Consider the following 19,853-nt stretch of genomic DNA (forward strand, 5'->3'; position numbering starts at 1 on the left):
TCCTTAGATCACTTTGGCCACGTTTTTCAACTTATCCACCAGCGTAGCCACATCGGGCACCTTGATGCCAGCGCTGCGCTTGGCAGGCTCGGCCACTTTCAGGGTCTTGATGCGGGGGGCCACGTCGACTCCCAGGTCTTCGGGCTTGAAGGTGTCGAGCTGTTTTTTCTTGGCCTTCATGATATTGGGCAACGTCACATAGCGCGGCTCGTTCAGTCGCAAATCAGTGGTCACCACGGCAGGCAAGCTGATGGACAGCACTTCGAGGCCGCCGTCGATTTCGCGCGTCACTTGGGCTTTGCCGTCCACGATTTCCACTTTGGAAGCAAAAGTCGCTTGCGGCAAGTCGGCCAAAGCAGCCAGCATCTGGCCGGTCTGGTTGCAGTCGTCGTCAATGGCTTGCTTGCCCAAGATGATCAGGCCCGGTTGCTCTTTGTCCACCAAGGCCTTGAGCAGCTTGGCCACAGCCAAGGGCTGCAGGTCCAGATCGGCGGGGGTTTCAACCAAGATACCGCGGTCGGCACCAATGGCCATGGCGGTGCGCAGGGTTTCCTGGCACTGTGTCACGCCACAAGAAACGGCGATCACTTCGGTGGCAAAGCCTTTTTCTTTCAGGCGGACAGCTTCTTCGATGGCGATTTCGTCAAAGGGATTCATGCTCATCTTGACGTTGGCAATGTCTACACCCGAACCATCGGACTTGACGCGCACCTTGACGTTGTAGTCCACGACCCGCTTCACGGGAACCAGAATTTTCATGAAAGCATCTCCATTGATAGATCAAAACCAGCGATGTTTTGAAACACGCCATTGAGGGAAACCAATTGACGTTAACGTAAACGTCAATTGTGCATCAAAACACTTTTAAAACAATGAATTATCGGCAGAAAAGCACGGTCGTTCGTATTTTTCAGATCGCATTTTGGCATTTTTCAATATCCTAACCCCGGGAATTCACCGACCAATCGGTTGGCGAATCAGGGTTAGCATGGAGTGCGTTCTGGCCGAATCTAGATTAGATTATGTTTTGTAACCAATTTGACGGAGCATCCTGATGAAGAAAACCCTGATTTCCATGGCGGCAGTCGCCCTGACAAGCTTGACTGGTGTGGCGCAAGCGCAGACGGTGCTGACCGTCTCCAGCTGGCTCCCGCCCACGCACACAGCCAGCATGGCGCAAAAAGAATGGTGCGACCTGCTGACCGACAACACCAAGGGCCGCATCAAGTGCAACATCTTGCCTCGCGGCGTGACACCCGCACCCGGCACCTATGACGCCATCAAAAATGGCTTGGCTGATCTGTCGTACACAGTGCACGGTTACACCCCAGGCCGTTTTGTCATGACACAAATGTCGGAATTGCCTTTCTTGGGCAACAGCGCAGAAACCATCTCGGTGGCACTGAGCCGCGTGACTGGCAAACACCCTGAATTTGCAGCTGAGCACCAAGGCGTCAAGGTCATCACCTTGTTCTCGCATGGCCCCGGCATTGTGTTCAACACCAAGCGCGCCATTGCCAAGACAGACGACCTGAGCGGTTTGAAGTTCCGCGTCGGCGGCGGCATGGTCAATGAAATGTCCAAAGCCCTGGGCATGAACGTGACCCTGAAGCCAGCGCCTGATTCTTATGAGCTGCTGTCCAGCGGCGTGATGGATGGCACTTTGTTCCCGGCCGAATCGACCGAGTCGTTCAAAATCGACAAGATCATCAAGCACGCCACCACATTCCCAGGCGGCCTGTACAACACCAGCTTTGTGTTCATGATGAACCAAGCCAAATACGACAAATTGTCTGCGGAAGACAAAAAAGCCGTGGACGCGATCTCCGGTGAAACCGCAGCCCGCATCTTTGGCCGTGGCTGGGACAAAGTGGACCGTCGCGCATTTGGCCTGATGCAAGCCAACGGCGTTCAAGTGACCAAAGCCGATGCCAAATTTGTGGCCGACATCAAAGCCAAAACAGCCCCACTGGAGCAAGGCTGGGTCAAGGCCGCGGAAGACAAAGGCCTGAAAAATGCGGCCAAAGTGTTGGGCGAGTTACGCGCAGAAATCGCCAAACTCGAAAAGTAAGCCGCAGCAAAACCACAGCGGGTAGGCTGAGAACCTCTCAGCCCACAGCGGTATCCGCCCTGACTGGCAGATACCGCTTTTTTGTATCAAGGAATGATTTTGAAAAAACTCTTGGAAACGGCCTGCGGCATCCTGGCCGGCTTGGCCCTTTTTGCCATCATGGTCTTGACCTTTTTGGACGTAAGCGGCCGGAAACTGCTGAGCCACTCGATCACCGGGTCTTTGGAACTCACCGAGTTGTTGATGGTGGTGGTTATTTTTGGCGCACTGCCTTTGGTGTCTGAACGGGGTGAACACGTTGTGTTTGACTCGCTCGATGCCATCTTGCCCGATACCTTGAAAAAAATTCAGCGGGCACTGGTGCATTTGCTGTGCGCAGCGGCCTTGATCGGCTTGGCTTGGCTCATGTGGCAAACCGGCAATGATTTTGTGACCAGCGGCGAGACCACGGCACAACTGAAAATCCTGAAAGCCCCCTTCATTCATGGCATGGGCTTGCTGTGTGGTTTCACCGGCCTGATCCATCTGAGCATGATGTTCAAGCCTTTGGACCATGAAGAAGCCGAAGGAGGCGCACTGTGATCGAAGCACTGATTGGATTTGCGGCCATCTTTGGCCTGGCGTTGTTGCGCATGCCCTTGGCTTTCTCGATGGGTCTGGTCGGCTTGGTCGGCATTGGCCTGACACGCGGCTGGATGCCGGCCATGGCCAGTACCGCGCAAGTGGTCTATGACACCGGTTTTGCCTACACCTTGTCGGTCATTCCCTTGTTCATCTTGATGGGTAATTTCGTGGCCCGCGCTGGCTTGGCACACGAGCTGTTTCATGCGGCGTACACCTTCATTGGCCACCGCCGAGGTGGCTTGGCGCATGCCACGATTGCGGCTTGTGCAGGCTTTGGTGCCATCTGCGGCTCGTCCATCGCGACCGCCGCCACCATGAGCAAGGTCGCCTACCCGTCCATGAAAAAGCTCGGCTACAGCGATGCCTTGTCCACGGGCGTGATCGCTGCGGGCGGCACCCTGGGCATCATGATTCCGCCCTCCACCATCATGGTGATCTACGGCATCATCACCGAGACACACATCGGCAAACTGTTTGCCGCAGGCGTGATTCCCGGGGTATTGACCGCCATCTTGATGATGGTGGCCGTGGTCATCATGACCGCACGCGATCCAGAGCACGCGCCTGCTGGCGAAAAGTTCACCTGGCCTCAACGCTGGGCGGCGCTGCGCGGCATCTGGGGCGTTTTGTTGTTGGTGGTCATTGTGCTGGGCGGTATTTATGGCGGTTTCTTCACCGCCACTGAAGGCGCTGGCATGGGGGCGATGGGGGCGTTTTTGTTTGCGCTGGCACGCGGGGCGCTGAACTGGAAAGCCTTGTTCGATGTGTTAGTGGAGTCGGCCCGCACCACGGCCATGCTGTTCACCTTGTTGATCGCAGCGACCATCTTCGCCAACTTCGTCAACTTCACCAGCATGCCCTTTGAGCTCAAAGAATGGATCACCGGATTGGGCCTGTCCCCCATCATGATCGTGGCCGCCATGATGTTGGTTTACATCTTGCTGGGCACCGTGATGGAAGAGCTCACGATGGTGTTGCTGACCATTCCCTTGTTCTTTCCCATCGTGATCCAGCTGGGTTTTGACCCGGTCTGGTTTGGTGTGCTGATCGTGATGGTGATTCAAATCGGCTTGATCTCGCCACCTGTGGGCATGAACCTGTTCGTGCTCAACACCTTGCTGCCCAAAGTGGGGCTGGGCACCATCTTCCGTGGCGTATGGCCGCTGGTAGTGGTGCTCATCGTCACGCTGGGGCTGTTGTTGGCCTTCCCCGCCCTGAGTTTGTGGCTGCCGTCCCTGATGGACTGATCAGAACACGCTGCGGAAACGGGATCTCGATCCCATGTTCGCGCAAGGTGCTCAAAATGGCCCGATTGATGTCTGACTTGAGGTTGAGCTGGCCACTGGCGGGGTCTTCAAACCAATAGCTCACGGTGAACTCCAAGCCATCAGCGCCAAAGGCCGACAAGGCCACCAAAGGGGCCGGGTCGGTCAACACGCGCGGCTGCGCCTGGCAAGCTTGTTGAAGCAGGGCCATCACCTGGTCAACAGGCGAATCGTAGGCGACCGAGACCACCGTGCTTTGCGCCACCTTGGCATCGGCCAACGACAGGTTCTCTACCCGCTGCGTGATCAGCATCTCATTGGGCACGATGGACTCTCGGCCTGTGGGTGATCGGATCAAGGTGTAGCGGGCCTTGATGTCGGTGATGCGGCCCTCAAAGTTGTCCACCTTCACCAGGTCTCCGATGCGCATGCTGCGCTCGGCCAGGATGACGAAGCCACTGACATAGTTGGCCGCCAGCTTTTGTAAACCAAAGCCAATGCCCACCCCCACCGCACCGCCCAGCACCGACAAAGCCGTCAAGTCAATGCCCACCGAAGACAGGGCCAGCAGCAAACCCACAAACATCAGCAAGGCCCGCACCGTGTTGCTGATGACCTTGCGCAACGACAAGTCACTGCCCGTGGCCGATTTGAGCAAACGTGACTCCAGCGCTGCAGAAATCCAGAGCGTGAAGATCAACACCGCACCCGCCGTGAGCGCCCCCTCGATCAGCGTGCGCACCGACAACATGGAGCCACCGACCTTCCAGCGAATCTGGTCCAGCTCATCCAGAACCAGCGGCAAGATGCCCGTGACCCACAGCACCACAGCCAACCAGGCGATCCACGAGATCGTGCGTTCTAAAACCCGCACAAAAGGGGCTTCGCCAAACGCCACTTGCAAGACCTTGACGCCAAAACGGATCAAGGCCAGCGAGATGCATACCGGCAACAAAATGCCAAACAAGGCCACTGGGTGGTCAACCGTCAACAGCGTACGGGCAGCAAAAGTCAAGCCCAGCAACACTGTTGGAAACAAGACCCCATCAATCAGGCGCTTGCCCAACAAGACCGACAAATCTTGCGCGGCAAAAACACGGCGCACACCCCAGACAAGAAGCCAGGCCAGCGCCACACAAACCGCGAACGCCCCCAGCACCTGAAGCGACTCGGCGCGGGCCAAGGTGTCCAGCCAAGCCAGCGGGTCGGCAATGTGCAGGGATTTCAAATTCGCCATGTCGGTTTCCTTTTGTCGATGAAGGCCTGAACGCCCTCTTGGGCCACATCGTCCATCATGTTGCAGGCCATGGTTTGACCGGCCAATTGGTAAGCGGCTTCAATGCCCATTTCGCGCTGCTTGTAAAACAAGGCCTTGCCCATGCGCACCGCTTCACGGGGCTTGCCCAAAATGGCATTGACCAAGGCATCGACCTGTGCATCCAGCTCGGTCGCGGCACACACCCGGTTGAGCAGCCCCCGGCTGCGGGCCTCATCGGCCGAAATAAAACCACCGGTCAGCAACATTTCCATGGCCTGTTTGGCGTGCATATTGCGCACCAATGGCACGCTGGGCGTCGCGCAAAACAAACCCACATCAATGCCATTGACGCCAAAGGTGGCGCTGTCCACCGACACAGCCAAATCGCATTGCGCCACCAACTGGCAACCAGCTGCCGTGGCCAAACCTTGCACACGGGCAATCACAGGCACCGGCAAATTCTGAATCGACAGCATCATGCGGCTGCATTGGGCAAACAGCTTTTGGTAGTAAGCCTGCTCGGGCTGGGCACGCATTTCTTTCAGGTTGTGCCCTGCGCAAAAAGCTTTGCCTGTCGCAGCCAACACCACCACACGCGCCTGTTCGTCTTGTGCAATGGCGTTCAGGGCTGTTTGCAAAGCCTCGAGCATGGCCTCGCTCAGGGTGTTGAAGGTGGCGGGGCTGTTCAAGGTCAGGCTGTGTATGCCACGCGCATCGCGTTGGTGCAACAACAGGTCTGCCGCGATGGGTAAAGTTGAATCAGTCATGCGCCCGATTGTGCCTAAACCACAAGTCAAATCGGCCGCTCAGGCGCAAACCCAGTCGACCTTTTCAAACATCGGCCAGCACACGCAAGTGCGCTTCTACACTGCGCCCCAAGGCACTCAGGTTGTAGCCACCCTCCAGGCAACTGACGATGCGGCCTTTGGCGTGGCGCAGCGCCACATCCTTGATGCGCTGGGTGATCCAGGCGTAATCCTGCTCAACCAAACCCATCTGCCCCATATCGTCTTCACGGTGCGCATCAAAGCCTGCGCTGATGAAAATCAGCTCTGGCTTGTGCGCTTCCAGCCGAGGTATCCACATCATGTCAATCAACTCGCGGATGTCCATGCCCTTGGTGTAGGCGGGTACAGGCAAGTTGACCAGGTTGGCCGCGTTCGATTGCGAACCGCCTTCCGGGTAAAACGGATGCTGGAAAAAACTGACCATCAAAATGCGCTCATCGCCCGCCACGATGTCTTCTGTGCCATTGCCATGGTGCACATCAAAGTCCACGATGGCTACCCTTTTGAGGCCATGGCGTTCCACCGCATGCTTGGCCGCAATGGCCACGTTGTTGAAAAAGCAAAACCCCATGGCCTTGTCGCGACACGCGTGATGTCCGGGTGGGCGAATGGCACAAAAAGCGTTTTCCAGTTCCCCCGCCAGCACGGCATCGGTGGCCTCGATCGCGGCACCCGCTGACAACAAAGCCGCATCCCACGTATGGGCGTTGATCATCGTGTCCGGGTCCAGCGATGTGTGGCGAGGCCCGCCCGCCGCCATGTCTTCTCGCAAGGCATCGCCCAAACCGCGCAAAGCCGCCACATGCATGCGCCCGTGGGCCAACTCGATATCGGCCAAGGCCGCAGGCCCTGCCTCTCGGCGCTGCAAAGCCATGTCGAGACCCGTGATCAGCAAACGGTCTTCGATGGCACCGAGCCGCTCCGGGCACTCCGGATGCCCCGCGCCCATTTCGTGTTTCCAGCATGTGGGGTGTGTGAAATAACCTGTCGCGCCCATACGGTTTATCTTCCTGCATGCTCAACATCTTGACAATGTTGTTGAATTTCTTAAATGACTGGCATTGATTAACTGTTTTTAGCTTATCACGCCAAGCCCACTCGCCCCAGTAAGCCCGCTCTCGGGCGATTAAACTGACAGCCGCATGAATTTTCTTCTTCACCCCTTTAGCTGGCTGGCCCCGCGCCGCCTGAACGCCCTCTGCGTTGGACTGCTTGGCCTGACTTTGTCGCTGGCCTGGCTGGATGCGGCGCAAGCGCAAGCCCCCAAAACCAAGCACGCTGAACACGCCAGTAAAAAATCCAAGAAAAAACCGGCCCATTCTTCCGTCCCGACACGCAAGCACCCCGGCAAAAAAACCGCTGTGGCACCGGGCACGTCCTTGAACCAAAACCCCGAAGTATCAATTTGGGCACAAGATGCCGCCCGGCGTCTGCAGCTCGATGCCGATTGGGTGCAAAAAACCATCGCGCAAACCCAGCGCTTGCCGGTGATCGAAAAATGGGTGCTGCCCCCCACCAGCCCCGTGGCCAAAGACTGGAGCGCTTACCGTGCACGCTTCATTGAGCCCGTGCGCATTCAGGCCGGCCTGCGCTTTTGGCAGAAACACCGGGACACGCTGGATCGGGCCGAGCGCGAGTACGGCGTGCCCGCCGCCATCATCGTCGGCATCATCGGTGTCGAAACGCTGTATGGCCAAAACACCGGCAACTTTCGTGTGGTGGACGCTTTGGGCACCTTGGCCTTTCATTTTCCGCAGGCCCACCCCAGAGCCGCAGAACGCCAAGCCTTCTTTCGCAGCGAGTTGGAGCAATTTTTACTGCTGACCTCACGCAGCGGCGCAGACCCCTTAACCATTCGGGGCAGCTACGCAGGCGCTTTGGGTTTGCCGCAATTCATGCCATCAAGCTGGTCCAAATTTGCGGTGGACTTTGATGGCGATGGCCGCATCGACCTGTTTGGCAGCCCAGCCGATGCCATAGGCTCGGTCGCTAACTACTTCAAGGCCTTTCAGTGGCGCACCGGCATGCCCACCCACTACCCCGTGACCCTCACACCAGGCCAAACCGACATGGACAGCCTGATGGCCCCGGACATCCTGCCCACCTTCAGCGTGGCCAGTTTTGTGGGCAAAGGCGCAGCACTGGAAGGTGCGGCACTCAGCCATGCTGGACCACTCGCCCTGATTGAACTGCGCAACGCCAGCAACCCACCCAGTTATGTGGCCGGTACCGAAAATTTCTATGCGATCACCCGATACAACTGGAGCAGTTATTACGCCATGGCGGTGATTGAGCTGGCGGAGGCGGTGGCGCGGGAATTGCAAAACAAGCGCTGACCCACTGAAACTTCACAACTTGATGACGAAACCAAGCGGCATGATGCGCATCCCATTGACAACGGCCACATTCAGCTGCGTTATGAAGCTGGGATGGATGTTCATGGCTTTGTCCGCACAAACAAGCCATGGCGTCAGCTTGTTTGGCGACCATTCCTGCGCGTCTTGGCATAAGCTTGAATATGCCGAAAAGCGTACGTGGACAAATGCCTTTCTGGCCCCGCTCAGTTTGACCCTCAAGGGCCTTCAAAAAAGCAAAGAAGATAAATACAACGACGATCCCAAAGCGCATGAAGCGGCAATCATCGGCATTGATGACTTTTGCTTGAATCACCCTGATTTGGGTGCAGCCGATGGTGCGGGTCGTTATCTGAAAAAGCTGATTGAGATGCCATCGAATTCATGATCAGGCTGCTCACAAGCCTTTGGGGCTCTCAATAACCCAGCCTGATTTAGTGCGTCTTAAAACTCACCTGCAACCGCCTTGGCTCAGGTTTTCAAGTTGCCAAGTCGCTAGGCATTCCCACAAATTGACGACACAGCCATGAATCCACTGAACCCCAAAAAACTGCTGTTGACCAAATGGACTGCGGTCAAACCCGTGGCCAAACAAAAGCACTTTTTGGTCAGCAGAGTCATTCAACCTGAGCAGCCTACCGAGCCCATTGAATCGGTGGAAATTGAAGCGGTGTTCTCCAAGGCCACGCAGATCATCGCTTGGCGAGAACTGCAAGACGATGGTGTTTGGCTGCAGGGTTGGGTTTGATCGATTGGAAAGTTGGCCGGCAACAGTCAACTTGTCCTTTGACACGACAGTTGCAACGCAGCTCAGAGCTTGGATTCAATGAAATCAATTGTCAGCTTTTGTAGCTTCTGCCTTGTATCTGCTGATGCTCCGTGGGATCGGTAGAACCATCGCCCTCCTCCCAGCTGCCTAGAGGACGAAACGAAATCTGCAAACATCATTCCGTGTCCCCCACCATCAACCAACTCAAGTCGTATTTCCTGTCCCTTGGCTTTAATCCTCTCGTACCAAATTTGCGGAGATGGCATGGGATTGATCGGGTTTGACATACGGCTACAGGTCTGGGTAAAGCCTGCGGGTGCAAGTTGATAGTTGTCGTTATAGCTACAAGGCATCGCTCTCAGATGCATCAAATCGTCTTGTTGTACGCCGCCATAGTTATCAGCCAAGCCGTAAATCAACAACAGTGGAACCTTGATGTCATCTGGAAACCCAATCCCAGCTGATGGGCCACCTTCAGCAATGACACCACGAACATTGGCACCATCAACTGCTGCAGCCATATTGATAGCTACAGCAGCGCCATTCGATAGACCTTGAATGAAGATTTTGCTGGTATCCACCTTGTCACTTTTGAGGGCCCAACGATAAGCACCCAAAGTGGCTTTGTAGATCATCCTCTGCCGACCACCATTGCTCATGTAGTAGAGCAGCAGGTCAGACTGCGGAACAAGTCCATTCATCTCAAACGCATCGAAAATCAGCGTTGCAAATCCCTGCTGATTCATCAACTTAGCGAATTCGCGCTCATAGCCGCCTAGTCCGCCACCGCCGTGTGCAATAAGCACGAGCGGTGGTTTGTCGCCTCGCTTTTTAGCAAAAAAAGAAGGCGTCTCAAGCCGAACAGATTTATGACAAGGATCAAAATTTGCCAACGGTCCAGTGACCGTTTTAACCGGACCGCGATCCACGACTTTTGTATCTTCTGGATTGGATGGACTGCAATCAGTTTGCGCCCAAGCATTGCTCCAAAGGAAAAATCCACACACCAATAACAACTTGAGGTATTTCATAAGACTTTGAGGAATTTCATTTAAGAATATCTAGCATTCAACAAAAATTCAATCAATGCAGCCATTCGGGAATCACCTGAATTGACGACTTGTCCTTAGCCAACTCGCCCTTGTTTGCGGTGAACCATCAATGCTCGGCGCGTTTGGTTGTTTCTGCCTGCTTACTGCGCTTGAGTGATACAAGGGTTACGGGCCTAGGACTTGAACTTGGGTACCACTTTCAATGCATACAAAAAGAACAGCGCACCCAGCAGATCACCCACGAACATGGGCCAAACATCCACCATGAAAATGGCACCATCTCGCTGGAATATCCACCAAACAGCTTGATGAAAAACGGCATTAAACAGCGCGTAGATCAGTGCATATTGGATCAACACAGCACTGGTTAAAACCGTCAGCCCTGCGTCAATCTTTCCGCGCCAGCGCATGAACAACAAAGCAAGCCACGCACCGAATCCTGATGCGACGGCTGTCAGCAACAGGAGTGTGCCGTTGAGATCTTTCATGTGCAGCAGGTTGATCACAACGGTAGCCGCAAAGATGCCCAAAGCACCATTCAACCCTGCCACCAACACAAACACCACTCGCAACCCTGCAGGCAAATAGAACCAATTGACACCTGGTACGTGCTCGGTGAACTGAAAAAGCCACCCCTGAAACTCATAACCTAACCAGTACAAAACCGCTGATACAAATATCAAAACAGCGGCCTCAATTTGGTGCCTTTCCATTTCATCTCCTGTGTTTGACAAGTGTATGGACACTTGATTGACATCAGGCTGACCCAACCGTCATTTTCAATGCGTGAATGTGTTTTTGCGCACCCTTATTCGAAACAAAGCGGCCTATGTCCCAGGCACTGACCGTGACCGCTCTGACCACATCAAGCCCCGTGCGCCTTCATCGCCTTGCCCACTTCCAGCGCCCCTTGCTCTGAACCCGAACGCGGCACGGTCTCGCCTTGGCGGTCGGTGACCTGCGTCATGGCTGCAAGCAGGCGCTCGGCGGTGTCGGGGCCCACGCCCAAGTGCACGCCTTGCGTCAGGGTGATGTGCGCCACTTCAAAGCTGCCCGCACCCGCGCAAATGATGGTGCGGTTGGGCGCGTCTTCGCTGGCCATGACCAGCATGGCGGGCACCACGGCGCTGGGCTCCAGGGCCTTGAGCACTTGCTCGGGCATGAGGCCTTCGGTCATGCGGGTGGCGGCAGTGGGTGCCAGACAGTTCACGCGGATGTGGTGTTTTTCGCCTTCGATCGAGAGGGTTTGCATCAAGCCCGCCAGCGCCATCTTGGCCGCGCCGTAGTTGGCCTGGCCAAAGTTGCCATACAGCCCACTGGACGATGTGGTCATGACGATGCGGCCATAGTTTTGCGCCTGCATGATGGGCCAAACGGCCTGGGTGCAATGGAAAGCGCCCATGACGTGAACGTCCATGACCAGCTTGAAGTCAGCCAGTGCCATCTTGCCAAAGCTCTTGTCACGCAAGATGCCCGCGTTGTTCACCAAAATGTCCACCCGGCCCCAGGCGTCCATGGCTTGCTGCACCATGGCTTTGACGGCCTCAGCATCGGTGACCGATGCGCCGTTGGCCATGGCTTCGCCGCCCGCTGCACGGATTTCATCGACCACGGCCTGTGCCGCCGACACCGATCCGCCCACGCCGTGCACATCGCCGCCCAAGTCATTGACCAGCACTTTGGCGCCCCGCGCGGCCAAGGCCAAGGCGTGTTGTTTGCCCAAACCTCCGCCAGCGCCCGTGACGATGGCAACGCGGCCTTTGAATTCGATGCTCATGTGAGTTTCCTTGCTTGAATGCGTGTGAATGGGTGACAGGGCGTTGCAGCACCATCTGCTAATCTGGCTGGCAATTGAAGCCCTCACTCACTTTAAAACAGCCAGCGACTTTGCTGTGTTGCACGATTGACACCTCGCGATGGAACTGAACACCGACATCATCACCACCCCGCCGCTGGACTCTGCTTCGGTGGTCTTGCTGCGCGACAGTGCGCAAGGCATGCAAGTGCTGCTGCTCAAGCGCCACCAAGCGTCAAATGTGCTGGGCGGGGCCTTTGTGTTTCCGGGCGGCAAGCTTGATCAGGCAGACCAAAGCCCCGCCTTGCTTGCCAAACTCAGCCAAGATGCCGCCACCTTGCAGCAACGTCTGGCAGAGCCCGAACTGGGCACCGAACGGGCAGCGGGCCTGTTTGTGGCGGCCATTCGCGAGGCGTTTGAAGAATGCCGCATCTTGCTGGGGCAAGCCACAACGAACCCCCTCAAGCTGCAAGCACTGCAAAACGCCTTGGCCAGCGGACAAAGCTGGTCTGAGGCGTTTCAAAATCTGTCGCTTCAGCTGTCCACCGACCACTTGGTGCCGTGGACCCGGTGGATCACGCCTCGACAAGCATCGGTGACCAGCAAACGCTTTGACACCCGTTTTTTCATCACCCGAGTGCCCGAAGGCCAAACCGCCGAGCACGACAACTTTGAGGCCACCGAAACGCTGTGGACCACCCCGCGCGAGGCCTTGATCCGCTATTGGGACCACCAAATTGAGCTGGCACCGCCGCAAATCATGGGCTTGGTTCAGCTGGCCCGGCACACACACACCCAGAGTGCGCTGACCGAAGCCCAGAGCCGCCGCCCCCCCGTGGTCGAGCCCGAGCCCTTTGACCAGGACGGTATCCGAACCATTTGCTACCCGGGCGACCCTCGTCACTCGGTGCAGCAGCCTGCGTTTCCTGGCCCAACCCGCTTGTTGTTTAAAAACAAGCGCTTTGAGCCGGAATTGGGATTGGCCGCTTTGCTTGATTAAAATCGGGGCAATTACAATTTGTAACCTTTACGGATACGCCCCTGCCTTTATGAGCCAACCATCTGCCCCGATTTACCTGTCCATTGCAAGGGCCATGGAGTTCATTGGTGATGCCGGCGGGGTCTTGTCGCTGCTCAAAACACTGCACCAGACCCTCGGCGAAGACCTGCCGCGCATTGAGGCGCTGCTGCAACAAGACGACATGCATGGCGTGAACCGCTTGCTACACCAACTCAAAGGTTTCACACCCGTGTTTTGTGTGGACAGTCTGGTGGAGCTGGTGGTGAGCGTCGAACACCTGAGCAAGCACGGTGAGTCTTCACAAGTCCGGGCGGCCTACAACCGCTTGGCACCTCAGCTGGAAGCGCTGCGCACCGAAGTGGCCACTCACCTGACGCTTCATCCGGCGGCCTGAGCGGCCAGCCACTGGTCAATCTTTTCGGGGTCGTGCAGCAAGCGCAGTTGGTCAAAGGCCTCTTGCGCCTCCGGATAAACCCGGCGCAAATAATTGAGCCACTGCTTGAGCCGACCTGCCCGGTGCCGGGGTGCCACCCGCAAGGCAATGCCCTGCCAGAACAGGCGCATCAAACCCAATATCTGAGTCCAAGCCACGGCGCTTTGCATGGAGCCGCCTTGGGTCAAGGCGTCGTATTGCGTGATGGCCAAAGCCAGGCCAGGATCGGCGACCATGCCCCGCCCAATCATCAACCGATCACAGCCCGTCACTTCGCGACAACGCAAAGCGTCTGCCAATGTCCAGATTTCGCCATTGGCCACCATAGGCAGGCGCACATGCTGCCTCAAATCGGCGATGCGGTCCCAATAAGCGGGCGGCCTGTAACCATGGGCCTTGGTGCGGGCGTGCACCACCAAATCGCTGGCCCCTGCGGCCTCGATGGCCAAAGCGCAGTCTTCGGCACGGCTGTCGTCGTTGAAGCCCAGGCGCATCTTGGCCGAGACAGGAATGTGTGCAGGCACCGCCCGCCGCACCGCCGCCACGATCTGGCCCACCAGCTCGGGTTCATCGAGCAAGACCGCGCCACCACGGTGCTGGTTCACGGTTTTGGCGGGGCACCCAAAATTCAAATCAATCCCCGCAGGTTGCAGCTCGGCCAAAGCCGCCGCATTGGCCGCCAAATAATCGGGGTCAGACCCCAATAATTGCACCCTGACGGGCACGCCTGCCACGGTGCAGCTGTTGTTGAGCAACTCAGGGGCCACCCGAATGAAGGCGCGGCGCGGCAACACGGTGTTGGTGACGCGGATGAATTCGGACACGCACAAATCAACCCCGCCCACGCGGGTGAGCACGTCGCGCAAGGTGTGGTCCAGCAAGCCCTCCATCGGGGCCAACAAGACACGCGCCCCCAAATGGCTCATGGACATGCGGTCAAAACGTCAGGCTAATTTGCGCTTGAGGCGCACTTCTTCGACTTTCACGCCGCCCAAAGGCACGGTGCGGGCGGTGTTCATCTCGCGCTTGAAGCCAGCCAAGTCGTGGAAACGCAGCGTTTTTTCATGCAACAAGGGCAACCAGACCGTGACATCGGTGCAGCCTTCGTCTTCCAGACCTTCGCGGGCCGCGTCCCACAGCGCCAAGCCAATGCCTTGGCCCAAACGGTCGGGCGCTGCATAAATGGCCCAGATTTCGCCGGTGGTGTTTTTGGACTTGGGATCGCGTGAACGGTCAAAGCCCACAAAACCAACGACCTCTTTGCCGTCTGTGGCCACCATGACTTGGGGTTCGCCGTATTCGATGGCTTCTTTCCAGAAGGAGACGCGTTTGGGCATGGGGGTGGCGTCCCAATGGGCATCGGGCACTTGGCCTGCGTAGGCGGCGCGGCAGGCGCTCGCATGCAATGCGGCCACGGCGGGGGCATCTTGGAGGGTGGCAAATCGGACTTGGATATCGGACATGGCTTGAATGGGAATGAAAAAAGACTCAAAAACAAGGGCTGGCCAGGCGGGTATGCCCAGCGCCAAACCCGGTATTGTCGCCGCTTCGGTTATCTTCAAGGCATGAGGATGACATTGAACTTATTGAAATTACACAAAGTCTGGACTGTGGGTATCGCCTTGCTCATCTGCGCTGCCGCCCAAGCCCAAAAACAGGCCCTGCCTGGTGCCACGGCACCCGCACCCGCACCCGCACCCGCACCCGCACCCGCACCCGCAACCGCAATCGCAACGGCACCTTCGTCTGCACCCGCACCCTCGCCTGCAGCCACCGCCCGTTTTCAAGACAACATGGCCGAACGCACCCGGGCCTGCACCGCCTGCCACGGCGACCAAGGCCGGGCTGGGCCAGATGGTTATTACCCGCGCCTGGCTGGAAAACCCGCAGGGTACTTGCACAACCAGCTGCGTAATTTTTCACAAGGGCGACGCCATTACGAGCTGATGACCCGCCTGATCGACCCACTGTCTGACGCCTACTTGGGCGAGATGGCGCACTATTTTTCATCTCTCGAATTGCCCTACCCGAAACCCAGCACCAACAACACGATTTCGGCCGAACGCTTGGCCAAAGGCCAACAACTGGTCACACAAGGCGATGCGTCGCGGGGCTTGCCCGCTTGCACGCAATGCCACGGCGTGCGCTTGACGGGGGTGCAACCCAACGTGCCCGGCTTGCTGGGCCTGCCACTGGATTACCTGAACGCACAACTGGGCGCTTGGCAAACCGGCCAGCGCAAGGCCCACGCGCCCGATTGCATGGCCGAAGTGGTCAAGCGCATCCCGGCCGACGAACTGATCGCGGTGTCCAGCTGGCTGGCACGCCAAGCTTTACCTCACGACACGCACCCCGCCCCACGCCCGCCCGAAGGCCCAGCCCTGCCTGCGGCCTTGCGCTGCGGCAGCGCCCCCGAGCTGTCACGCACAGCTGGAGGACAGCCATGAAAGCCCCACGCTTCGCACGCACTGCCTACATCGGCTGGCTTGTCGCCTGCGCACTTTTGGCATTGACCGCCTACGTTGTGGTGGACAACTGGGGCGATGCTTGGACGACACCGGCTACCCCAGCCACGAGTCAAGCCCCCAACACCGCAAGCAACGCGCAACCCCAGAGCGCGCAAATTGAACGCGGCCAATACTTGGCCCGCGCGGGCAACTGTGTGGCTTGCCACAGCGCACGCGGATCCGCACCGCTGGCTGGGGGCCGACGCATCGACACACCCTTCGGGGCTGTCTACAGCAGCAACCTGACGCCCGACACCCACACCGGCATTGGCCGCTGGAGCCCCGAGGATTTTTGGCGGGCACTGCACCACGGCCGATCCAAAGATGGCCGCCTGTTGACCCCCGCCTTCCCCTACAACCACACCAGCGTGATCACCCGCGCTGACAGTGACGACCTGCTGGCCTGGCTGCAAAGCCTGGCACCCGTGAACCAGCCCACCCCAGCCCACACCCTCATGTGGCCTTTGGGCACACAGCCAGCCTTGGCGGTTTGGCGCAGCCTGTTTTTCAGCCCCACGCCGTTCAAACCCGACTCCACCCAAACCGCCGATTGGAACCGGGGCGCTTACCTCGTGCAAGGCCTGGGCCATTGCGCCGCTTGCCACAGCCCACGCAACGCTTTGGGGGCCAGCGGCGCTGTCGATGATTTGTCTGGTGGGCTGATGCCCGTGATCAACTGGTATGCACCCGACCTGACCAGCGACCACGAAACCGGGCTGGCCACAAGCGCTTTGTCCAGCATCGTGCAACTGCTGCGCACGGGCGAGTCAGCGCAAGCTCAGACCAGCGGCCCGATGGCCGAAGTGGTGCAACACGGCACCCAATACATGAGCGAAGCCGATTTGCTGGCCATGGCCGTGTATCTGAAGTCTCGCGCACAAAAAGCGACTGCCACAGCCGCCCCCCCGAAACCACCCGTGCAGGCCAAAGTGAGCCTGGCTGTGGCTGCAAAAGGCCTGCAAATCTATGACCGACATTGCGCGCAATGCCACGGTGAACAAGGCCAAGGCATTGACACGGCGGCAGGTGCAACGGCCTACCCGGTGCTGGCAGGCAACCGCGCCGTGTTGCTCAGCGACCCAACCAATCTGGTGCAAATGGTCTTGTATGGCGGCTATGGCCCGTCCACCGCCTTGCACCCACGGCCCTTTGGCATGCCGCCAGCGGTGCTCGAACTGGACGACCGTGACATCGCCGCCGTGCTCACCCACCTGCGCACCCAATGGGGCAACCAGGCCAGCGACGTCACGCCCTTGCAAGTCAACCGCATCCGCGCCGCGCAAGGCCACTGATCAGCAGGGCTCATCTGCCTTGCTGATCAGTCCTCCGCAGCTGTCATGTGCGGCACCTCTCGGACAGGTTCAGGCCGATACCATTTCGGGCATGACACAACACCTCTACATCCTGACGGGGGCCTCGCGGGGCATGGGCTTGGCGATGGCGCAGCAACTGCTCACACCCGGCAACAAGCTGCTGTGCATCTCGCGCCACAGCCACGATGGACTGGCCACAGCCGCCCAACAAAACCATGTCCCACTGACGCAATGGACGCATGACCTGAGCGATGGGCAAGGTGCCAGCCAGCGCCTGCGCGATTGGCTTAAGGGCCTGCACGCATCGGCTTATGCCAGCGTCAGCCTGATCAACAACGCGGGCGTCATCCCACGCATTGGCCCCCTGAGCCAAGCCGATGCCGCCGACTTGGCGCAAGCCCTGCGCGTGGGCCTGGAAGCGCCCATGCAGCTGTGCGCCGCTTTTTTGGAGGCCACCGAACACTGGGGCATTCCGCGCAAGGTGCTCAACATTTCTTCTGGCTTGGGGCGCAATGCCATGGCTTCGCAAGCGGGCTACTGCGCGGCCAAGGCGGGCATGGACCATTTCACCCGCTGCATGGCTTTGGACGAAGCACTCAAACCCCATGGCGCCAAAGTCTGCGCTTTGGCCCCCGGCGTCATCGACACCGACATGCAAGTGCAACTGCGCGGTGCCGCCACCGCGGCCTTCCCGGACCAAGCCCGCTTTGCACAGCTCAAGGAAAAAGGCCTGCTCAGCTCTGCGACACAAGCAGCCAGCCAGGTGCTTGCCTTTCTGGCCAGGCCCGACTTTGGCGAGCAAGCGGTCGCAGACGTGCGGGGCTGATTCCACCTCATTTTTCGGGCGAATGCTGTCAGGTCAATGTAGTGATTGACCTTGACACTGTGTGGGTTATCCCATTCCTATTTTTAAATTCTGGAGACATCCCATGAGCCGTGAAGTTGTTGTTGTCAGCGGTGTGCGCACCGCCATTGGTACCTATGGCGGCAGCCTGAAGGACATTGCGCCCACCGAGCTGGCCGCGCAAGTGGTGCGCGAAGCCCTGGCCCGCGCAGGCACCGACGGCAAGGATGTCGGCCATGTGGTGTTCGGCCATGTGGTCAATACCGAGCCCAAAGACATGTATTTGTCACGCGTGGCCGCCATCAACGGTGGTTGCGCCGAGGGCACGCCGGCTTTCAACGTCAACCGCCTGTGCGGCTCTGGCTTGCAGGCCATCATTTCGGCCAGCCAATCCATTCTGCTGGGCGATGCCGACATTGCGATTGGCGGCGGTGCCGAAAACATGAGCCGTGGCCCCTACGCCAGCCTGAGCGCCCGTTGGGGTGCCCGCATGGGTGACACCAAAATGGTCGACATGGTGGTCGGTGCGCTGCACGACCCCTTCCACACCATCCACATGGGCGTGACCGCCGAAAACGTGGCGGCCAAATACGGCATCACACGCGAAATGCAAGACGCGCTGGCGGTTGAAAGCCACAACCGCGCCGAACGCGCCACACTGGCCGGTTACTTCAAAGACCAGATCATGCCGGTCATGCTGAAAAGCAAAAAAGGCGAAGTGGCCTACGCCACCGACGAACATTTCCGCCCCGGCTGCAAGCTCGAAGACATGGCGAAGCTCAAGCCCGTGTTCGTCAAAGAAAACGGCACCGTGACGGCTGGCAACGCCTCGGGCATCAACGATGCTGCCGCTGCCGTGGTGCTGATGGAAGCCGGTGCCGCCAAAGCCCGTGGCGCCAAGCCGCTGGCCCGCCTGGTGGGTTATGCCCATACGGGTTTGGACCCCAAAATCATGGGCGCTGGCCCGATCTCGGCCACACAAGCAGTGCTCAAGAAAACCGGTCTGAGCGTGAACGATCTGGACGTCATCGAAGCCAACGAAGCCTTTGCTGCGCAAGCCTGCGCCGTGACCCGCGAACTGGGTCTGGACCCAGCCAAAGTCAACCCCAACGGCTCGGGCATCTCGCTGGGCCACCCCATTGGCGCGACTGGCGCACTGATCACCGTCAAAGCGCTGTACGAACTGCAACGCGTGAATGGCCGCTATGCGCTGGTGACCATGTGCATCGGTGGCGGCCAAGGCATTGCAGCGATTTTCGAGCGCATGTGATCCTGGTTTTTTGTCACCCCCGGCCAGACCGGGGGTCCATGCCTCTTTAACTCTGTCACACCCGACTTGATCGGGTGTCCATCCCTTCGGCTGCCATGGATACCCGCATTCGCGGGCATGACAAATTCCCTTGTTTGTCACCCCCGGCCTGACCAGGGGTCCATGCCTCTTTAACTTTGTCACACCCGACTTGATCGGGTGTCCATCCCTTCGGCTGCCATGGATACCCGCATTCGCGGGCATGACAAGTTTCCCTTGTTTGTCACCCCCGGCCAGACCGGGGGTCCATGCTTCTTTAACTTTGTCACACCCGACTTGATCGGGTGTCCATGCCTTCGGCTGCCATGGATACCCGCATTCGCGGGCATGACAAGTTTCCCTTGTTTGTCACCCCCGGCCAGACCGGGGGTCCATGCCTCTTTAACTTTGTCACACCCGACTTGATCGGGTGTCCATGCCTTCGGCTGCCATGGATACCCGCATTCGCGG

General features: G+C 58.3%; 21 protein-coding genes. 12 read left to right on the forward strand and 9 right to left on the reverse strand.

Features of this window, described 5'->3' with window-relative positions; genetic code table 11:
* Positions 1-3: 3 nt before the first annotated feature.
* The gene (locus ACZ5RG_RS09060; RefSeq protein ID WP_298603088.1) at positions 4-759 is read right to left on the reverse strand and encodes an electron transfer flavoprotein subunit beta/FixA family protein; all 756 of its coding nucleotides are present in this window, start codon (positions 757-759) and stop codon (positions 4-6) included.
* A gap of 295 nt (positions 760-1,054) precedes the next feature.
* Here ACZ5RG_RS09060 and ACZ5RG_RS09065 point away from each other — a divergent pair, with 295 nt between their 5' ends.
* From ACZ5RG_RS09065 to ACZ5RG_RS09075, 3 genes are all read left to right on the forward strand, one after another.
* Positions 1,055-2,071 (forward strand): TRAP transporter substrate-binding protein, encoded by a 1,017-nt coding sequence (locus tag ACZ5RG_RS09065; RefSeq protein ID WP_315139064.1) that lies wholly within the window; start codon positions 1,055-1,057, stop codon positions 2,069-2,071.
* A gap of 93 nt (positions 2,072-2,164) precedes the next feature.
* Positions 2,165-2,653 carry a TRAP transporter small permease gene (locus ACZ5RG_RS09070; protein WP_298603082.1) on the forward strand — a complete coding sequence of 163 codons (489 nt, stop codon included), beginning with the start codon at positions 2,165-2,167 and terminating at the stop codon, positions 2,651-2,653.
* A complete protein-coding gene (locus ACZ5RG_RS09075) occupies positions 2,650-3,942 on the forward strand; it encodes a TRAP transporter large permease (RefSeq protein WP_464446871.1) in 1,293 nt (430 codons plus the stop codon). The genes ACZ5RG_RS09070 and ACZ5RG_RS09075 overlap by 4 nt, the downstream gene beginning before the upstream one ends.
* Here ACZ5RG_RS09075 and ACZ5RG_RS09080 read toward each other — a convergent pair.
* From ACZ5RG_RS09080 to ACZ5RG_RS09090, 3 genes are all read right to left on the reverse strand, one after another.
* Complete coding sequence (locus ACZ5RG_RS09080; protein WP_315139068.1) at positions 3,878-5,197, reverse strand: mechanosensitive ion channel family protein; 1,320 nt, start codon at positions 5,195-5,197, stop codon at positions 3,878-3,880. The two genes, ACZ5RG_RS09075 and ACZ5RG_RS09080, sit on opposite strands and share 65 nt — an antisense overlap.
* A complete protein-coding gene (locus ACZ5RG_RS09085; protein WP_464446872.1) occupies positions 5,185-5,985 on the reverse strand; it encodes an enoyl-CoA hydratase in 801 nt (266 codons plus the stop codon). Before ACZ5RG_RS09085 ends, ACZ5RG_RS09080 begins: the two co-directional genes overlap by 13 nt.
* A 64-nt stretch (positions 5,986-6,049) precedes the next feature.
* The gene (locus tag ACZ5RG_RS09090; RefSeq protein WP_298599450.1) at positions 6,050-7,003 is read right to left on the reverse strand and encodes a histone deacetylase family protein; all 954 of its coding nucleotides are present in this window, start codon (positions 7,001-7,003) and stop codon (positions 6,050-6,052) included.
* Positions 7,004-7,148: 145 nt separating this feature from the next.
* Here ACZ5RG_RS09090 and mltB point away from each other — a divergent pair, with 145 nt between their 5' ends.
* The 3 genes from mltB (at position 7,149) to ACZ5RG_RS09105 (ending at position 9,108) form a co-directional block, all read left to right on the forward strand.
* Positions 7,149-8,342 carry a lytic murein transglycosylase B gene (mltB, locus tag ACZ5RG_RS09095; RefSeq protein ID WP_464446873.1) on the forward strand — a complete coding sequence of 398 codons (1,194 nt, stop codon included), beginning with the start codon at positions 7,149-7,151 and terminating at the stop codon, positions 8,340-8,342.
* 22 nt (positions 8,343-8,364) lie between these two features.
* Positions 8,365-8,748, forward strand: coding sequence for a hypothetical protein (locus ACZ5RG_RS09100; protein WP_464446874.1), 384 nt, complete (start codon positions 8,365-8,367; stop codon positions 8,746-8,748).
* A 138-nt stretch (positions 8,749-8,886) separates the two neighbouring features.
* Complete coding sequence (locus ACZ5RG_RS09105) at positions 8,887-9,108, forward strand: TIGR02450 family Trp-rich protein (protein WP_298599453.1); 222 nt, start codon at positions 8,887-8,889, stop codon at positions 9,106-9,108.
* Positions 9,109-9,170: 62 nt separating this feature from the next.
* Here ACZ5RG_RS09105 and ACZ5RG_RS09110 read toward each other — a convergent pair whose 3' ends face one another.
* The 3 genes from ACZ5RG_RS09110 to ACZ5RG_RS09120 form a co-directional block, all read right to left on the reverse strand.
* The gene (locus ACZ5RG_RS09110) at positions 9,171-10,160 is read right to left on the reverse strand and encodes a dienelactone hydrolase family protein (RefSeq protein ID WP_464446875.1); all 990 of its coding nucleotides are present in this window, start codon (positions 10,158-10,160) and stop codon (positions 9,171-9,173) included.
* Positions 10,161-10,354: 194 nt separating this feature from the next.
* Entirely contained in the window at positions 10,355-10,894 is a 540-nt protein-coding gene (locus ACZ5RG_RS09115) for a hypothetical protein (RefSeq protein ID WP_464446876.1), read from the reverse strand.
* A 152-nt stretch (positions 10,895-11,046) separates the two neighbouring features.
* On the reverse strand, positions 11,047-11,958 hold the full coding sequence (locus tag ACZ5RG_RS09120; protein ID WP_315235789.1) for an SDR family NAD(P)-dependent oxidoreductase: 912 nt from the start codon (positions 11,956-11,958) through the stop codon (positions 11,047-11,049).
* A 139-nt stretch (positions 11,959-12,097) separates the two neighbouring features.
* Here ACZ5RG_RS09120 and ACZ5RG_RS09125 point away from each other — a divergent pair, with 139 nt between their 5' ends.
* Together ACZ5RG_RS09125 and ACZ5RG_RS09130 are read left to right on the forward strand one after the other, a co-directional pair.
* Positions 12,098-12,976: an NUDIX hydrolase gene (locus tag ACZ5RG_RS09125; protein ID WP_464446877.1), complete on the forward strand. Its 879-nt coding sequence runs from the start codon at positions 12,098-12,100 to the stop codon at positions 12,974-12,976.
* 49 nt (positions 12,977-13,025) lie between these two features.
* Positions 13,026-13,391, forward strand: a complete 366-nt coding sequence (locus ACZ5RG_RS09130; RefSeq protein WP_298596253.1) for an Hpt domain-containing protein — start codon at positions 13,026-13,028, stop codon at positions 13,389-13,391.
* Here ACZ5RG_RS09130 and ACZ5RG_RS09135 read toward each other — a convergent pair.
* Both ACZ5RG_RS09135 and ACZ5RG_RS09140 read right to left on the reverse strand, forming a co-directional pair.
* Positions 13,376-14,362, reverse strand: a complete 987-nt coding sequence (locus ACZ5RG_RS09135; RefSeq protein WP_464446878.1) for a tRNA dihydrouridine synthase — start codon at positions 14,360-14,362, stop codon at positions 13,376-13,378. The genes ACZ5RG_RS09130 and ACZ5RG_RS09135 overlap by 16 nt on opposite strands.
* Positions 14,363-14,374: 12 nt before the next feature.
* A complete protein-coding gene (locus ACZ5RG_RS09140) occupies positions 14,375-14,893 on the reverse strand; it encodes a GNAT family N-acetyltransferase (protein WP_312261749.1) in 519 nt (172 codons plus the stop codon).
* Positions 14,894-15,001: 108 nt separating this feature from the next.
* On the opposite strand from ACZ5RG_RS09140, the gene ACZ5RG_RS09145 reads away from it, so the two are divergent.
* From ACZ5RG_RS09145 to bktB, 4 genes are all read left to right on the forward strand, one after another.
* Positions 15,002-15,877, forward strand: a complete 876-nt coding sequence (locus ACZ5RG_RS09145) for a c-type cytochrome (protein ID WP_464446879.1) — start codon at positions 15,002-15,004, stop codon at positions 15,875-15,877.
* Positions 15,874-17,229 carry a cytochrome c gene (locus ACZ5RG_RS09150; RefSeq protein ID WP_464446880.1) on the forward strand — a complete coding sequence of 452 codons (1,356 nt, stop codon included), beginning with the start codon at positions 15,874-15,876 and terminating at the stop codon, positions 17,227-17,229. The genes ACZ5RG_RS09145 and ACZ5RG_RS09150 overlap by 4 nt, the downstream gene beginning before the upstream one ends.
* A 91-nt stretch (positions 17,230-17,320) precedes the next feature.
* A complete protein-coding gene (locus tag ACZ5RG_RS09155; RefSeq protein WP_464446881.1) occupies positions 17,321-18,076 on the forward strand; it encodes an SDR family NAD(P)-dependent oxidoreductase in 756 nt (251 codons plus the stop codon).
* Between the two features lie 103 nt (positions 18,077-18,179).
* Positions 18,180-19,364, forward strand: a complete 1,185-nt coding sequence (gene bktB / locus ACZ5RG_RS09160; protein WP_298596241.1) for a beta-ketothiolase BktB — start codon at positions 18,180-18,182, stop codon at positions 19,362-19,364.
* Positions 19,365-19,853 lie beyond the last annotated feature (489 nt).

The sequence above is a fragment of the Limnohabitans sp. TEGF005 genome, assembly GCF_055394835.1.

What these genes read in the sequence shown, in the direction of transcription:
- ACZ5RG_RS09060 (WP_298603088.1), bottom strand. Translation starts at nt 759, where the DNA reads ATGAAAATTCTGGTTCCCGTGAAGCGGGTCGTGGACTACAACGTCAAG.
- ACZ5RG_RS09065 (WP_315139064.1), top strand. Translation starts at nt 1,055, where the DNA reads ATGAAGAAAACCCTGATTTCCATGGCGGCAGTCGCCCTGACAAGCTTG.
- ACZ5RG_RS09070 (WP_298603082.1), top strand. Translation starts at nt 2,165, where the DNA reads ATGATTTTGAAAAAACTCTTGGAAACGGCCTGCGGCATCCTGGCCGGC.
- ACZ5RG_RS09080 (WP_315139068.1), bottom strand. Translation starts at nt 5,197, where the DNA reads ATGGCGAATTTGAAATCCCTGCACATTGCCGACCCGCTGGCTTGGCTG.
- ACZ5RG_RS09085 (WP_464446872.1), bottom strand. Translation starts at nt 5,985, where the DNA reads ATGACTGATTCAACTTTACCCATCGCGGCAGACCTGTTGTTGCACCAA.
- ACZ5RG_RS09090 (WP_298599450.1), bottom strand. Translation starts at nt 7,003, where the DNA reads ATGGGCGCGACAGGTTATTTCACACACCCCACATGCTGGAAACACGAA.
- mltB (WP_464446873.1), top strand. Translation starts at nt 7,149, where the DNA reads ATGAATTTTCTTCTTCACCCCTTTAGCTGGCTGGCCCCGCGCCGCCTG.
- ACZ5RG_RS09100 (WP_464446874.1), top strand. Translation starts at nt 8,365, where the DNA reads ATGACGAAACCAAGCGGCATGATGCGCATCCCATTGACAACGGCCACA.
- ACZ5RG_RS09105 (WP_298599453.1), top strand. Translation starts at nt 8,887, where the DNA reads ATGAATCCACTGAACCCCAAAAAACTGCTGTTGACCAAATGGACTGCG.
- ACZ5RG_RS09110 (WP_464446875.1), bottom strand. Translation starts at nt 10,160, where the DNA reads ATGAAATACCTCAAGTTGTTATTGGTGTGTGGATTTTTCCTTTGGAGC.
- ACZ5RG_RS09115 (WP_464446876.1), bottom strand. Translation starts at nt 10,894, where the DNA reads ATGGAAAGGCACCAAATTGAGGCCGCTGTTTTGATATTTGTATCAGCG.
- ACZ5RG_RS09120 (WP_315235789.1), bottom strand. Translation starts at nt 11,958, where the DNA reads ATGAGCATCGAATTCAAAGGCCGCGTTGCCATCGTCACGGGCGCTGGC.
- ACZ5RG_RS09125 (WP_464446877.1), top strand. Translation starts at nt 12,098, where the DNA reads ATGGAACTGAACACCGACATCATCACCACCCCGCCGCTGGACTCTGCT.
- ACZ5RG_RS09130 (WP_298596253.1), top strand. Translation starts at nt 13,026, where the DNA reads ATGAGCCAACCATCTGCCCCGATTTACCTGTCCATTGCAAGGGCCATG.
- ACZ5RG_RS09135 (WP_464446878.1), bottom strand. Translation starts at nt 14,362, where the DNA reads ATGTCCATGAGCCATTTGGGGGCGCGTGTCTTGTTGGCCCCGATGGAG.
- ACZ5RG_RS09140 (WP_312261749.1), bottom strand. Translation starts at nt 14,893, where the DNA reads ATGTCCGATATCCAAGTCCGATTTGCCACCCTCCAAGATGCCCCCGCC.
- ACZ5RG_RS09145 (WP_464446879.1), top strand. Translation starts at nt 15,002, where the DNA reads ATGACATTGAACTTATTGAAATTACACAAAGTCTGGACTGTGGGTATC.
- ACZ5RG_RS09150 (WP_464446880.1), top strand. Translation starts at nt 15,874, where the DNA reads ATGAAAGCCCCACGCTTCGCACGCACTGCCTACATCGGCTGGCTTGTC.
- ACZ5RG_RS09155 (WP_464446881.1), top strand. Translation starts at nt 17,321, where the DNA reads ATGACACAACACCTCTACATCCTGACGGGGGCCTCGCGGGGCATGGGC.
- bktB (WP_298596241.1), top strand. Translation starts at nt 18,180, where the DNA reads ATGAGCCGTGAAGTTGTTGTTGTCAGCGGTGTGCGCACCGCCATTGGT.